General features: G+C 53.5%; 12 protein-coding genes. All 12 read right to left on the bottom strand.

The genetic code is table 11. The annotated features are described in order from the left end of the window. A complete protein-coding gene (locus AB1N33_RS10360) occupies positions 1 to 1,431 on the bottom strand; it encodes an aldehyde dehydrogenase family protein (RefSeq protein ID WP_411271477.1) in 1,431 nt (476 codons plus the stop codon). Then, a complete protein-coding gene (locus AB1N33_RS10355; RefSeq protein ID WP_411271476.1) occupies positions 1,425 to 3,080 on the bottom strand; it encodes an acetolactate synthase large subunit in 1,656 nt (551 codons plus the stop codon). The genes AB1N33_RS10360 and AB1N33_RS10355 overlap by 7 nt, the downstream gene beginning before the upstream one ends. Positions 3,081 to 3,384: 304 nt before the next feature. Further along, on the bottom strand, positions 3,385 to 3,813 hold the full coding sequence (locus AB1N33_RS10350; protein ID WP_411271475.1) for a DUF4112 domain-containing protein: 429 nt from the start codon (positions 3,811 to 3,813) through the stop codon (positions 3,385 to 3,387). After that, entirely contained in the window at positions 3,813 to 4,892 is a 1,080-nt protein-coding gene (gene hemH, locus AB1N33_RS10345; protein ID WP_411271474.1) for a ferrochelatase, read from the bottom strand. Before hemH ends, AB1N33_RS10350 begins: the two co-directional genes overlap by 1 nt. Before the next feature lie 131 nt (positions 4,893 to 5,023). Further along, positions 5,024 to 6,628, bottom strand: coding sequence for an AbgT family transporter (locus tag AB1N33_RS10340; protein ID WP_411271473.1), 1,605 nt, complete (start codon positions 6,626 to 6,628; stop codon positions 5,024 to 5,026). 218 nt (positions 6,629 to 6,846) lie between these two features. After that, entirely contained in the window at positions 6,847 to 7,740 is an 894-nt protein-coding gene (gene hflC, locus AB1N33_RS10335) for a protease modulator HflC (RefSeq protein ID WP_411271472.1), read from the bottom strand. A gap of 3 nt (positions 7,741 to 7,743) precedes the next feature. Further along, a complete protein-coding gene (gene hflK, locus AB1N33_RS10330; protein WP_411271471.1) occupies positions 7,744 to 8,892 on the bottom strand; it encodes an FtsH protease activity modulator HflK in 1,149 nt (382 codons plus the stop codon). A gap of 61 nt (positions 8,893 to 8,953) precedes the next feature. Beyond that, on the bottom strand, positions 8,954 to 10,243 hold the full coding sequence (gene hflX, locus AB1N33_RS10325; RefSeq protein ID WP_411271470.1) for a ribosome rescue GTPase HflX: 1,290 nt from the start codon (positions 10,241 to 10,243) through the stop codon (positions 8,954 to 8,956). A 17-nt stretch (positions 10,244 to 10,260) separates the two neighbouring features. Further along, positions 10,261 to 10,509, bottom strand: a complete 249-nt coding sequence (gene hfq, locus AB1N33_RS10320; RefSeq protein WP_411271469.1) for an RNA chaperone Hfq — start codon at positions 10,507 to 10,509, stop codon at positions 10,261 to 10,263. 73 nt (positions 10,510 to 10,582) lie between these two features. Next, positions 10,583 to 11,527, bottom strand: coding sequence for a tRNA (adenosine(37)-N6)-dimethylallyltransferase MiaA (gene miaA / locus AB1N33_RS10315; RefSeq protein WP_411271468.1), 945 nt, complete (start codon positions 11,525 to 11,527; stop codon positions 10,583 to 10,585). Position 11,528: 1 nt separating this feature from the next. Then, the gene (gene mutL / locus AB1N33_RS10310; RefSeq protein ID WP_411271467.1) at positions 11,529 to 13,256 is read right to left on the bottom strand and encodes a DNA mismatch repair endonuclease MutL; all 1,728 of its coding nucleotides are present in this window, start codon (positions 13,254 to 13,256) and stop codon (positions 11,529 to 11,531) included. A gap of 31 nt (positions 13,257 to 13,287) precedes the next feature. Then, positions 13,288 to 14,610, bottom strand: coding sequence for an N-acetylmuramoyl-L-alanine amidase (locus tag AB1N33_RS10305; protein ID WP_411271535.1), 1,323 nt, complete (start codon positions 14,608 to 14,610; stop codon positions 13,288 to 13,290). Positions 14,611 to 14,626: the final 16 nt, after the last annotated feature.

The raw sequence follows: 14,626 nt of genomic DNA, 5'->3' as shown, positions 1-14,626 counted from the left end.
TCACTGTGGCGTGCGGATCACCATCAGGCGGGTCTCCGTCATATCCTCGATGGCATAACGAATGCCTTCACGACCTAATCCAGAGTCTTTCACGCCGCCGTACGGCATGTTATCGACACGCCAGCTCGGCACATCACCAATCACAACACCACCCACATCCAGCACGTCCCAGGCGCGGTTTGCTTTATACAGGTCGCGCGTGAAGATACCGGCCTGCAGACCGAAGCGGCTGTTATTCACCTCAGTCAGGGCTTCATCAAAATCGCTGAACTTCATCAGAATAGACAGTGGTCCAAAGGCCTCTTCGGCACTGGCTTCTGCGTCGGCGGGAACATTTTCCATTACGGTGGCCTGGAGCATGGCCCCGTCACGACTGCCGCCACAGAGCACCACACCACCGGCCTTTTCGGCATCACGGATCCAGCCTTCAAGACGCTTGGCTTCGTTTTCAGAAATCATCGGTCCGATAAAGGTGTTCTCATCAGACGGGTCGCCTGAGACCAGCGCTTTTACCGCCCCGACATACCGGGTTTTAAATTCATCGTAAATTTTTTCATGCACAAGCAGCCGCTGAACACTAATACAACTTTGTCCTGACTGATAGTAAGCGCCCACTATAACGCGCTCAATGGCATCGCCAATATCGGCATCTTCGTCAACAATGCACGCCGCGTTACCGCCTAATTCCAGCACAGTAGGCTTTTTGCCTGCTTTGGCTTTAAGCGCCCAGCCCACATCCGGCGAACCGGTAAAGCTAAGCAGTTTCAGCCGGTCATCGGTAGTAAACAGGTCAGCGCCATCACGGTGACAAGGCAGAATAGAGAAAGCCCCTTTGGGCAGATCCGTTTCAGCCAGCACTTCACCAATAATCAGTGCGCCAATCGGCGTCATGGAGGCAGGCTTCAGCACAAACGTGCAGCCTGCTGCAATAGCTGGTGCGACTTTATGCGCGGCCAGGTTGAGCGGAAAATTAAACGGCGAGATAAACGAGCATGGGCCGATGGGCACCTTTTTGGTCATGCCCTGGTAGCCCTTGGCACGCGCCGAGATTTCCAGATTGATAACCTCACCGTTAATACGCACGGCTTCTTCGGCAGCAATCTTAAAGGTATCAATCAGGCGGGCGACCTCGCCTTTGGCGTCTTTAATTGGCTTACCGGCCTCAATGCACAGCGCCTTTGCCAGTTCGTCGGCACGTTCCTGAAAGCGTTTAACACAATGCTCAAGCACCGCCTGACGCTCGTAAGGGCGCATGGCCGTCATGGCCGGCTGGGCAGCTTCTGCCGCGGCTATGGCCTTATCGATGGCGTCTTTATCTGCCATGGCAACACGGGTTGCCACCTCACCGGTATACTTGTTAGTGACCGCCAGGTCGGTGTTAGGAGAGCATGGCTCGCTGGCCAGATAGTACGGATAACTTTCCTTCAACATGATGACTCCTTAAATTTTGCACTTAATTCGCGAATAGTGTGATTCAGCGTTTTATCGTTCATGCTGTAATCCACCGGACAATCAATAATGTGTACGCCTTTGGAATTCAGGCATTTTTCTACCATCGGCGCGAGCACTGACGTGTCGTCAACGCGCCAGCCGCTGGCACCATAGCTCTGGGCATATTTCACAAAGTCCGGATTACCATAATCCAGACCAAATTCATCAAACTGCATATTGGCCTGCTTCCATTTGATCATGCCGTAAGCATCATCACGCAGCACAATCACTACCAGATCAAGATTTAGCCGGACAGCGGTTTCTATTTCCTGACTGTTCATCATAAATCCACCGTCGCCACAGACACTGAGCACCTTCTTAGTAGGGTTAACCAGTTTGGCGGCGATAGCCGAGGGCAGCCCGGCGCCCATAGTCGCCAGGGCATTATCCAGCAGCAGGGTATTGGGGTGGCAGGCCGGGTAATTGCGGGCAAACCAGATTTTATAAATACCGTTATCGAGCGTGACGATGCCATCGTCCGGCATCACGCTGCGGATATCCCGAACGAACCGTTCCGGCAGCACAGGAAAACGGTCGTCCTGTTCGGACGCCTCCCGGTGTGCGACGTAGGCTTCATGAATATCGCAGTAAAAATCGAGCTTCCAGTCAGGCTGTGGCGTGATCCCTTCCTTGATTTGCCAGATACTGTTGGCAATGTCACCGATCACTTCCAGTTGCGGGAAATACACCGGATCGACAGCGGCGGAATCGAAATTAATGTGGATCACCTGCTGACCGTCGTGATGCATGAAGAACGGCGGCTTCTCGACCACGTCGTGACCGACATTGATGATAAGATCAGCGCGGCCGATCGCGCGGTGAACAAAGTCATGATCAGACAGCGCAGTATTCCCGACAAACCGCGTGTCATTCTCATTAATCACGCCTTTCCCCATCTGGGTGGTGATAAACGGAATACCGGTCTTGTCGACAAATTCCCGCAGCATCTTGGCCGTCAGTTTCCGGTTAGCCCCCGCACCAATCAGCAACACCGGCGATACCGCCTTTTCAATCATCTCAATGGCAGCGCTGATCGCCTTGTATTCGGCAATGGGTCGGCGTGCCATGCTCGGTTTGAGCAGAGGCTGCGTTGTGGTTTCTGCCGCGATGTCTTCCGGCAGTTCAATGTGTGTCGCCCCCGGACGCTCCTCATGGGCAATTCTGAACGCTTCGCGCACCACCGACGGAATGCGGTCGCCACTGACAACCTGCGAAGTGTACTTGGTAATGGGTCGCATCATGTCGACCACATCAATCACCTGAAACCGGCCTTGTTTGCTGGTTTTAATCGGCTTCTGACCGGTGATCATCAGCATCGGCATCGCCCCCAGTTGGGCATAGGCAGCTGGCGTAACCAAGTTGGTCGCACCCGGCCCCAGGGTAGACAGGCACACCCCCACCTTGCCGGTGAGCCGCCCATAGGTGGCCGCCATGAAACCGGCCCCCTGCTCATGACGGGTCAGCACCAGTTTAATTGACGATTTTCTTAACGACTCGAGCAGGTCGAGGTTTTCTTCCCCTGGGATCCCAAAAACAAACTCAACATCTTCCGCTTCCAGTGCCTTTACGAACAAATCTGAGGCTTTCATCGACAGCGGGCTCCTTGTAACTTATGAAAAAATTGTAATATTGCTACGCAACAACCCGCGTTTTCGATTTACTCTGGGGCAAACTCAGACGACATACACCTGGCAAGGCTGCGGTTTTACCTGTGACTGACCGTCGTTGTTTATTCTTACTGCAAATACAGGGTAAGCCAAATCACTCTTGCCTATGCTGATTCATTACTGGCGATAAGTGCCAGCACAAGGATCACCGACAAGATCAGGTGCTGAATTATGTTTTTGGAAGGAGAGCACGGAACGGCGTTTAAGCAGTCCCGCGTACAATGAGTTACTGGCTTTCAGATTCGAGAGACGCCTGCCATTCAGACAGCCGGGCCTGGGTGGCCGCGTCAACCTTGTCTTTGTGATTGCTGATCCACCACTTTTCCATGATACGGACATTTTTCTGGTTGGCTTTAAAGAACAAGTCAGCGATGTCGCCGATGACCGGGATAAAACCCAGCGCAAAGTCAATGAGAGCATTGCGTACCATGCTGACCAGCAGGCCCTTTGGCATGCCCAGCTTTGTGCCCAGCCAGACCAGCCTGAGCGCCACCAGGAACATTACCGCATCACCGGCGCCCGGTATCAGTCCCACCAGAAAGTCGAGACCCAGTTTAATCCGTACTACCGGCAGCGTAATCGCCGTATCCAGCAGATTAGCAAGGCGCTGGGCCTTTTTCAGCTCAACCGGTGCAGTGAACGCGGCATCTGACATCAGTGATCTGCTCCCATTGCCCGCGCCAAAGCAGCACGCTGATCATGCTGCTTGTCCAGCGTCCAGCCGTGCAGGTTGGTTTGTACCACGTCAAACAGCACATCAATATGCGCGTCGTCGCTGTTCAGCGCCGGAATGTATTCATAGCGCTCACCACCGGATTCCATAAAGTACTCGCGGTTTTCCTCACCAATTTCTTCAATTGTTTCCAGACAGTCGGCGGAAAAGCCGGGGCAGCAGATTTGCACCGACTTCACACCATTCCCAGGCAGACTTTTCAGCGTTTCATCGGTATACGGTTTAAGCCACTCTTCGCGGCCAAAGCGTGACTGGAATGTGGTCATATAGTCATTGGCATCCAGCTGCAGCGCTTCTGCAATCAGACGTGAGGTCTTGTGACACTCGCAATGATACGGGTCACCATTCAGAAGATAGCGTTTAGGAATACCGTGGTAAGAGAAAATCAGCTTGTCGGCCTTACCATGCTTGTCCCAATGGGCACGTATTTTGTCTGCCACAGCCTGAATGTAGCCCGGATGGTCATGATAATGTGACACAAAACGCAGTTCCGGCAGCCAGCGGCGGCGCGTGAAATCGTGCGCCAGTGCATCGAAGGTCGACCCTGTTGTCGACGCGCAGTATTGCGGGTAGAGCGGCAACACCACCAGCTTGTCGACCCCCTGCGCCAGCATGCGGTCAATCACATCCGACACGGCGGGTTTTCCGTAACGCATGGCAAAATCGACAACCACATCGTCACCGTAGTGCGCTTTACACCGCTCGGCCAGTGCACTGGCCTGGGCTTTGGTAATGCTCATCAGCGGTGAGCCGTCTTCGGTCCATACCGTGGCATAGGCTTTGGCGGAACGACGTGGACGCACATTCAGAATGATCAGATTCAGAATGGCCCACCAGATGGCCCGCGGCACCTCCACAACACGCGGATCCGAGAGGAATTCTTTCAGGTAAGGCTTTAACGCCGCAGCAGTAGGACTTTCAGGCGTACCAAGGTTGGTGACCAGCACCCCCATTTTGCGGGGCTGAGAATGCGTGAAACCTGCGTTACTTTTATACTTCATGACACCGTCAACTACGTGATAATGCGTTGTAATGTAACCATTATACCCATCACGCGACAATTTTGATCGCAACGGGCATAAATTACTGGCACTAAAAAGCCCGGCAACTGGCCGGGCTTTTTACTCAGGGATCAGGGCTGGTAATAGGTTGCGGCACCCGGTCCAACCGGCATCCCAAGCAGGAATACCCAAAAGTAGAACAGCAAGGTCCAGCCCACAATGAAGACCATGGTGTAGGGCAGCATCATGGCAATCAGGGTACCCATCCCCAAATCTTTCTTATACCGCGCTGCCATGGCCAGGATCAGGCCAAAGTAGCTCATCATTGGTGCGATGACATTGGTCACCGAGTCACCAATACGATACGCCGCCTGAATCACTTCCGGCGCATAGCCAATCAGCATCAGCATCGGCACAAAGATAGGCGCCGTCACCGCCCACTGCGCTGAAGCACTGCCCAGAGAGAGGTTAACAATACCGCACATCAGAATGAACAACATGAACACCGACGGGCCATCCAGCCCGGTTGCCTGCAAGGCCGCCGCGCCTTTTACTGCCAGTACGGTGCCAAGATTGGTCCATTTGAAAAACGCCACAAACTGGGCGGCGAAAAACACCAGCGTGATATACAGTCCCATCGCCCCCATGCTTTTTGACATGGCGTTGATGACATCGCGGTCATTTTTCATGGTGCCGGCAACACGGCCATACACAAACCCGGGGATCGCAAAGCTGATAAAGATAAAGGCAACTATACCGCGCAGGAATGGAGAGCCTGCTACTTCACCGGTTTCAGGGTGACGCAGAATGCCATTCTCAGGCACGATGGTCAGTGCCAGCACGGCGCAAACCGCGGCAAAGGCAATACCGGCCCATTTGAGTGCACGTTTTTCCTTGTCTGTCGGCGCATCCATGGTTTGCTTTTCCAGCTCTACCGACGCCTCAGACTCGTCAAATTTACCCAGTCGCGGTTCAACAATTTTTTCGGTGACCATCGCGCCCATAATGGCGATCACAAAGGTGCTGATAAACATGAAGTACCAGTTCACCTCCGGACCGACGACATAATCCGGGTCAATCATGTGCGCGGCAGCTTCGGTAATCCCTGACAACAGCGGGTCGACCGTTCCCAGCAACAGGTTTGCACTGTATCCGGCAGACACACCGGCAAACGCGGCAGCCAGCCCGGCCAGCGGATGGCGACCGAGTGAATGAAAAATCATGGCGGCGAGCGGGATGAGTACCACATAACCCAGTTCAGACGCGGTATTTGAGATAATACCGGCAAACACAATAGCGAAGGTTACGGCACGCTTAGAGGCGTTCATCACCAGCGCACGCATGGCAGCAGACAGTAATCCGGAATGCTCGGCAACCGATACCCCCAGCAACGCAACCAGCACTGTGCCAAGCGGTGCAAAACCGGTAAAGTTAGTCACCAGGCCGGTAACAATACGCTGCAGGCCCTCTGCGCTCATCAGCGACACCACTTCAATCATGCCGTCGGCGTCCCGGCCTTTTGCGCCTTCAGGACGCGGATCTGCAACGGCCACATCAAAATAACCCAGCACACCACTTAGCACCACAATGCCTACTGAAAGCAGAGCAAACAGGGTGACGGGATGCGGCAGCAGGTTACCCAGCCATTCTACGGTTGCCAGGAAGCGGGAAAACAGCCCGTTCTGCTCCGGCTGCTCAACATGCTCCAGATGCGATTTGGTATTTTCTGTCGTCAAAACATTCCCTCTGTCATTTTACTGCAGACAGCGTTTCGGTAGGGCTGCCTATAATTATTCTCGTTTTCGAACCGCGTAGTTTACCGGATTTTGCCCGTTTTTGGCACTTTTGCTGCCTGCTTATTGTGTAAATCAGCGCCTTATTCGGCCCTCACCGGCGTCTGACGGGCAATAAAAAACCCGGTTAAAAACCGGGTTTTCTGTTTAAGAAGAAAACGTTAGTTTCCTCGCTTTGCACCTTTACTGTTATTCATGTAAAGGAAAAAGTCACTATCAGGCTCAACAACCAGCACGTCCTGCTTACTGTTAAAACTGACTTTATATGCATCCATACTTCTCAGGAAGCTGAAAAACTCCGGATTTTTAGAATATGAATCCGCATAGATCTGTGCCGCGAGCGCATCCCCTTCACCGCGAAGCTGTCGCGCATTACGCTCTGCGTCGGCCAGCATCACCGTCACTTTTGCGTCGATGTCGGCCCGAATTACCTCAGCCTGCTCCTGACCTTCAGAACGGTGCTCACGGGCAACCGCGGCACGCTCAGCGCGCATGCGCTGGAAAATCGAGTTACTGACTTCGGTTGGCAGGTTAATCTGCTTCACGCGCACGTCCACTATTTCGATACCCAGCTCGTCAGACGAGGTCGCAGCCTGTTCCATTGCCTGACTCATCAGGGCAGAACGCTCACCCGATACAATCTGGGAAATGGTGCGGGCACCAAACTCTGAACGCAGGCCGTTATTCACCTTCTGTTTCAGCAGGGCTTCAGCCTGGAGCTTATTCGCACCGGTTGACAGGTAGTAACGGGCGAAGTCGTTAATACGCCACTTCACGTACGAGTCAACAATAAGGTCCTTTTTCTCACTGGTAACGAAGCGGTCAGGCGTGTCATCCAGCGTCTGAATACGCGCATCCAGATGCTTCACGGAATCGATGAATGGCAGCTTAAAATGCAGACCGGGCTCGAACACGCGGGTCTCACCGGTTTCCGTGTCACGCTGCACCTTACCAAACTGAATAACAATGGCGCGTTCACCTTCCCGAACCACAAACAGAGAGCCTGAGGCCAGAATGGCTAGCACGACAACGATCGCAATCGCTAGATTTTTCATCGCTTATCTCCCCTCTCTCGTGGTGTTACCGCGAAGACTGCCGGTGTTATTGTTGCGGATACGCTGGCCTTCATCCGGCACCGGCGCCTGCAACCCCTCCAGGGTGTTACGCGACTGTTTGGTTGTGGTTGACTGCTGGCGCTCCATGATTTTATCCAGCGGCAGATACATCATGTTGTTGCCATTCTTGCTGTCGACCAGAATCTTACTGGTGTTACCAAATACTTCTTCCATGGTCTCCAGATAAATACGGCTGCGGGTAACTTCCGGCGCTTTCTCAAACTGTGGCAACAGTTCCTGGAAACGGGCAACCTCACCCTGGGCCTCAAGGATCACTCGCTCTTTATATGCCTGCGCCTCTTCGTTCATACGATTAACCTGACCCCGTGCACGCGGCTCAATCTCCCGAGCATACGCCTCGGCTTCACGAATGAAACGCTGCTCGTCTTCCTGTGCTGCAATGGCGTCATCAAACGCATCTTTTACCTGCTCAGGCGGACGTGCATCCCGGAAGTTCATATCAATGATGGCCACGCCCATGTCGTACGGCTCGATGATTGACTGCAGTTCTTCCCATACGCGCTGACGGGTAACTTCACGGCCATCCGTCAGTACGTTATCCATGGTTGAATGTCCCACCACGTAACGAATCGCACTGTCCAGTGACTGGCTCAGGCTCATTTCCGGGTTTTCTACTGCAAATACCCAACGGAACGGATCCACCACGCGATACTGCATTTCCATCTGTACGCTCACCACGTTTTCATCTTCAGTCAGCATAGAGCCCGACGAAGACTGGTCACGAATGGACTGCACGTCAACAGGAATCACCTTATCCACAAAGGTTGGCGCCCAACGCAGGCCTGGCTCGACCTGCTCATGATACGCGCCGAAACGCAGCACAACGCCCCGCTCGGCCTCTCGGATGGTGTAAAAACCACTGATGAACCAGATAATTGCCAACAGGCCGATCAGGATTCCGGCACCAATGCCGCCCAGACTCTTACCTGAGCCACCGTTACCCCCACCCATTTTGCCAAACTTGCCAAACAGGTTCTTAAACACATCATCCAGATCCGGCGGACCCTGATCACGACCACCGCGATTTTTCCACGGGTCGTTGTTATTGCCACCAGGCTCATTCCAAGCCATGCTGATACTCCATACTGATTATTCGTAATTGTTGACAGAGTGCGACACTGCGCGTGTTAGGTCAATGCCGCACGACAAAATGGGACAGCCCTGTGTCCAGTCTTTTTTCCAACCGGTTCCAGTCTGCAGACGGCATCCTGACATCGACAACCCAGTCGCCGTCGCTGTCATACGCTTCACTGCTGATGCAATTCAGTTCATACAGCACGCCACGCAGACGACTCTGTGCCGGCGGGATGCGCAGGGTGTAATTCACCATGCTCTTCGCAAGGCACTCCGTCAGCGCTTCGGACAATAGCTCTACGCCCTCGCCCGTGCGTGCTGATAACCACACCCTGACAGGCACGCCGTCTTCGTTTCTTTCTATACGCGGGCTAACGTCGTCAAGTTTATCAATCTTATTGCAGATTATCAGTTGCTGAATGTCATCGGCCTCGATTTCCTCCAGCACTGCGTTTACTTCATCCATGGTGTCGAGGTAGTTAGCGTCGGCAATGTCTACCACGTGCAACAGCAAATCGGCTTCCTGCGTTTCCTGCAGGGTTGCTTTAAACGCTGCGACCAAATCATGTGGCAAGTGCCTGATAAAACCAACCGTATCGGCCAGAATGGCAGGCCCGACATCCTGCAATTCAATTTTTCTTAACGTAGGATCAAGCGTCGCAAACAGTTGATCGGCGGCATAAACATGCGCCTCAGTCACGGTATTAAACAGGGTAGATTTACCCGCATTGGTATAACCCACCAGCGACACAGTAGGAATTTCCGCACGTACCCGTGATCGTCTTCCCTGCTCACGCTGTTTTTGCACCTTTTCGAGACGACGCAGGATGGCTTTGATTCTGGCGCGTAATAGTCGACGGTCGGTCTCAAGCTGGGTTTCACCAGGTCCCCGCAGACCAATCCCCCCTTTCTGACGCTCAAGGTGAGTCCAGCCGCGGATCAGGCGTGTGGAAATGTGGCGCAACTGAGCCAGTTCGACCTGTAGTTTACCTTCATGGGTGCGCGCACGCTGCGCAAAGATATCCAGAATCAGCCCGGTGCGGTCCAGAACCCGGCATTTACAGACTGATTCAAGATTTCTTTCCTGCGACGGCGACAGTGAATGATTAAAAATCACCACGTTCGCATCATGCGCTTTTACTGCAGCGGCAATTTCTTCCGCTTTTCCTGAACCGACAAAAAACTTTGCATGCGGTGCACTGCGCGACGTTGTTAGCACATCAACGGCGTTGACACCGGCAGAGGAAACCAGCAGTTCCAGCTCCGCCAGGTCTTCTTTGCTGTTTTCATCGGCAAAATTAACATGAACAAGTACAGCCTGCTCACCGGCTTCATAACGGTCAAACAAGCGCGAACCCTTTTTGTTTATTCACTTTTACTATTTTCAGACTCTCCCGACGTTGGCATGGTGATGGCTCTTGCTGGCACCACGGTTGAAATAGCGTGCTTATAAACCATCTGGCTTACCGTGTTCTTCAGTAAAATGACGAACTGGTCAAATGATTCAACCTGTCCCTGAAGTTTAATACCGTTAACAAGGTAGATAGATACCGGGATCCGTTCCTTTCTTAACGCGTTTAAAAATGGGTCTTGTAATGATTGCCCTTTAGCCATCTGATTTCCTTAGTTTTTATTATTTGTATGAAACAGGGGTCGCTGTTTCATCGCACCACACAACAATTTTATACTATACAGCGTCAAGTGTGACTTTTGCTGTAATTTTAGTCAAATTATCTTTAGCAAATGTGTCAAGCCAGGTGACATTCTTCCAGCCTCGCAGCCAGGTCATCTGACGTTTGGCAAGCTGACGGGTAGCAATAATGCCGCGCTCCCGCATCTGTGCATAGTCCAGCTGGCCTTCAAAATACTGCCACATCTGCCGGTATCCTACTGATCGTATAGCGGGTAAATCCGGATGCAGATCACCTCGCTCGTACAGTTTTCTGACTTCATCCTCAAAGCCATCGCGCAGCATGATGTCAAACCGCTCAACAATACGCTGATGCAGCACAGCACGCTCCGCTGGTGCAATCGCAAACTGCACTATCGGATACGGACAGGCATTCACTGCTTGTTGCTGCCAGTGGGTCAGCGTTTTTCCCGAAATCCGGAACACCTCAAGCGCTCTTATCAGGCGCTGAGGATCATTCGGATGGATCCTCTCACCACTGACCGGGTCAATGCGAGACAGCTCATCGTGTAATGCAGACCATCCACGCGATTCCGCCTCCTGCATCAGTTGCTCTCTTACTGTTGCGTCCGACTTAGGTAGTGGCGAAATTCCATTTATCAAGGCATTAAAATACATCATTGTACCGCCGACCAGTATCGGACGCTTATTTCGCTGCTGAATGTCCGCGATGAGTGCGGTCGCATCCTGACAAAACTGCGTCACCGAATAAGTCTCTGCCGGATCCATAATATCAATGAGATGATGGGGTATACCCGCCATCTCTTTTTCTGTCGGTTTGGCGGTGCCGATGTCCATGCCACGATACACCAGTGCCGAATCGACGCTGATCACTTCACTGTCAGCCAGCTGAGCCAGTTCAATCGCCAGACGGGTCTTGCCTGACGCCGTCGGCCCCATGATTGCAACGGGAGTGAGAGCAGGATGTGTGCCAGTGGTCATGCTAGTGGTCAAAAAATCTTATCAATGCGTCAACGGGGCGCACTTTACCAGACTCCTGTGCACGTTCCCATGCCTGCGCTTCACCATCCCGGTCAAACCAGTGCCAGACATCCTGTAACAAGGACGCAGGCCAGTCCAGAGCACCCTCGCACAACGCCCCGACCAACGCGTCAACATTGTCAGGCGCACGTGCCAGCAACACACCCAACCAGGATGTCCAGGGCCAGTGACGGGTGCCGGCAGGCACCTGCTGAAGCCGGACTTTGCCTGCGACCACAGATACCCCGATATGCGCCTGCTCAAACGCACTGATGACGTCCTGCTCTGGTGCGCTGCCCGCCACAGTAACCGGCATCAGCAAAGGCTGTGACGTGGTTGTCTGCATCAGGTGACTTCGCATCCAGTCATACGCAATATCACTGACCGACACCAGACAGGCACTGTCGCCATTCAGGTACATTCTGTGCGTCATCGACAATGTTACCGGTTGAGGAGACGCCACCTGGCGCTGCTCCGTGTCAGGGGCGCTCATCAGTGTCTGGTACTGTGCAGCAGCGTGTGCTGCAGCGGCAGGCGACGCGCGGCCTTGCCAGCCAGTGTGCCTTAAACTGCCGCCCGCCCCAGAGGTAGTCGCCCCGGATACGGCTGGTCGCGATGGTGATGGTGTACCCGCTGGCGACAGCGGGCGGATATAGTCATGGGCCGGCGGTGCCGGCGCAGCGGGGGCGTCAGCGGTATCACCACTTAATGCGTCAGCCACCGCCTTCACAATAAAGTCATGCACCAGGCGACTTTGCTGAAACCGCACTTCATGTTTGGCCGGATGCACGTTTACATCTACATCTCGCGGCGGTACGGTCAGATATACCACAAAGGCGGGCTGTTCCAGCACGCCCCAGACGCTTTCGTAGGCCTGACGCATGGCATGCAGTATCAGCTTGTCACGCATACCGCGACCATTCACAAAACTAAACTGACAGTCAGCGCTACTGCGCAACACCTGCTCATTACCCAGCCAGGCTTCCAGTTCGATACCGTCATAGCTGACCTGGGTATAAATAGCGTTGCTGATAAAACGGTTACCGGCGACCGCCGCAATGCGTTCCTCCCGCGACCCGTCTTTACGCACCAGGTAGCGTTTCACCGGCTTACCGTTGTGACTGAGCAAAAATGTGATATCGGGGTGACTCAGCGCAATCCGCTTTACCACCTCCTCGATATGCTGAAACTCGGTTTTTTCCGTACGCAGGAACTTTCGGCGCGCCGGGGTGTTGTAAAACAGGTCAGCGACATCGATGGTGGTGCCATCGGGATGGGCAACGGGATTGATCTTCACCGCCATATCACGCCCTTCACAATGCGCCTGCCAGGCCTGTTCCTGCACGGGAGGTTTGGATGTCAGGGTGAGCCGGCTGACCGAACTGATACTGGCCAGTGCTTCGCCCCGAAAACCCAGTGACAGGATATTTTCGAGATCATCAAGGCTCGATATCTTACTGGTGGCATGGCGGCTTAGCGCCAGTTGCAGTTCATCATGGGGAATACCGCCACCGTTGTCAGTAATGCGGATACGTTTATGCCCGCCCTTTTCAATCTGCAGCTCAATACGGGTGGCGCCGGCATCAATACTGTTTTCTATAAGTTCTTTTACCACCGAGGCTGGGCGTTCAACAACCTCGCCTGCGGCAATCTGGTTTGCCAGTTGCGGCTCAAGCAGTTTTATGGCCAAAAGGATGTCCGTTCTGATTGTTGTGTGGGTTTCAGGTGCCCGGAATAGTCAGCACCTGTCCAATTCTGACGACGTCAGTTGTCAGGTTATTGACTTCTTTTATTCGGCTGACATCGACATTGTAGCGTTGTGCCAGCAGCGACAGCGACTCGCCACTGCGCACTTTGTGCTGACGGTTTTTATCGCGCTCAGCAGCCCATAAGGTGCCATCCGGCGGGATCTGTCTGAAATAACGCTTCATCGCGGTAAACATGGATTCCGCCAGTCGCTCACGGTGCTTTGACCAGTTCAGGTTTTTTTCTTCCTGAGGATTAGAAATAAACCCGACTTCCACCAGGATAGACGGAATATCCGGTGAAGTAAGTACAGCCAGACTGGCCGCCTGTGGACGCCGCTTGTGCAGTGACGTTACCTGTTTCATTTCTTCGATAACCTTACTGCCCAGGTCATAGCTGGTCGCCATGCTGTGATCCATCGACAACCCCAGTATGGTTTCTGCCAGATAGCGCTCGCTGGCCTTGTCGGTAATCACTTCGGCCGCGCCGCCGAGCAGCTCGGAGTGGCGTTCGGTTCGTTCCATCCAGCGACCGAGTTCGTTATCTGCACGGCGGGTTGACAACACCCACACCGAGCCACCGCGGGGTTCCGGCTGGGTGAACGCGTCGGCGTGAATAGAAATAAGCAGGTCGGCTTTCTGACGACGCGCCAGCTCAGGACGTTTATTCGGTGAAATATAATAATCGCCGCTGCGGGTCATGACCGCACGCATGCCCCGCTCGGCGTTGATCATCGCCTCCAGCTTTTTCGCAATACTCAGAGTAATGTGCTTTTCAAAGGTACCGGTAGGCCCGATAGAGCCGGGATCTTCGCCACCGTGACCGGCATCAATTGCAATAATAATATCGCGGTCGCGGTGGTTGGTGTTTTCATCCATGACCACCTGTGGCACCGCAGGCGCGTTGGGGTCGTCTAGGTCAATCACCAGGCGATGGCCATAGGGTGCGGTTGGCGTCATCGCGAACAGGGTGGGGTCAACATCACGGTTCAGTTCAATCACGATTCGCGCTGACTGCGCGTTTTTTGGGGTGGAATAACGGATGCGCTTGATTAAATCACCGTCATTCTCAATGTTGTTCAGTTTGAGGTTATCGCGGGTATCGCTCAGATCCACCACCAGACGATGCGGATTTTTGAGGCTGAAATAGGTAAATTCGGGCGCGTCGCTAAGATCCAATACCACGCGCGTTTTGCCCGGAGAAGGCCAGATCCGCACGCCGTCAATTTTATTCAGTGCAGCAAATGCCGGAAGGGTCACCCAACATAAAAGAAAAACACCTACCCACTTGCGCAGCATACTTCGCCCCAGTACT

Origin of the sequence: Alteromonas nitratireducens (genome assembly GCF_040812025.1) — a bacterium.
Lineage (GTDB): Bacteria > Pseudomonadota > Gammaproteobacteria > Enterobacterales > Alteromonadaceae > Alteromonas > Alteromonas nitratireducens.
This window is presented reverse-complemented; position numbering and strand designations above follow the sequence as displayed.

Bases quoted from the DNA above. Each gene is read 5' to 3' on its own strand.
- hfq (WP_411271469.1), bottom strand. From the start codon at position 10,509: ATGGCTAAAGGGCAATCATTACAAGACCCATTTTTAAACGCGTTAAGA.
- hflK (WP_411271471.1), bottom strand. From the start codon at position 8,892: ATGGCTTGGAATGAGCCTGGTGGCAATAACAACGACCCGTGGAAAAAT.
- miaA (WP_411271468.1), bottom strand. From the start codon at position 11,527: ATGACCACTGGCACACATCCTGCTCTCACTCCCGTTGCAATCATGGGG.
- hflC (WP_411271472.1), bottom strand. From the start codon at position 7,740: ATGAAAAATCTAGCGATTGCGATCGTTGTCGTGCTAGCCATTCTGGCC.
- AB1N33_RS10350 (WP_411271475.1), bottom strand. From the start codon at position 3,813: ATGTCAGATGCCGCGTTCACTGCACCGGTTGAGCTGAAAAAGGCCCAG.
- hemH (WP_411271474.1), bottom strand. From the start codon at position 4,892: ATGAAGTATAAAAGTAACGCAGGTTTCACGCATTCTCAGCCCCGCAAA.
- AB1N33_RS10360 (WP_411271477.1), bottom strand. From the start codon at position 1,431: ATGTTGAAGGAAAGTTATCCGTACTATCTGGCCAGCGAGCCATGCTCT.
- AB1N33_RS10355 (WP_411271476.1), bottom strand. From the start codon at position 3,080: ATGAAAGCCTCAGATTTGTTCGTAAAGGCACTGGAAGCGGAAGATGTT.
- AB1N33_RS10305 (WP_411271535.1), bottom strand. From the start codon at position 14,610: ATGCTGCGCAAGTGGGTAGGTGTTTTTCTTTTATGTTGGGTGACCCTT.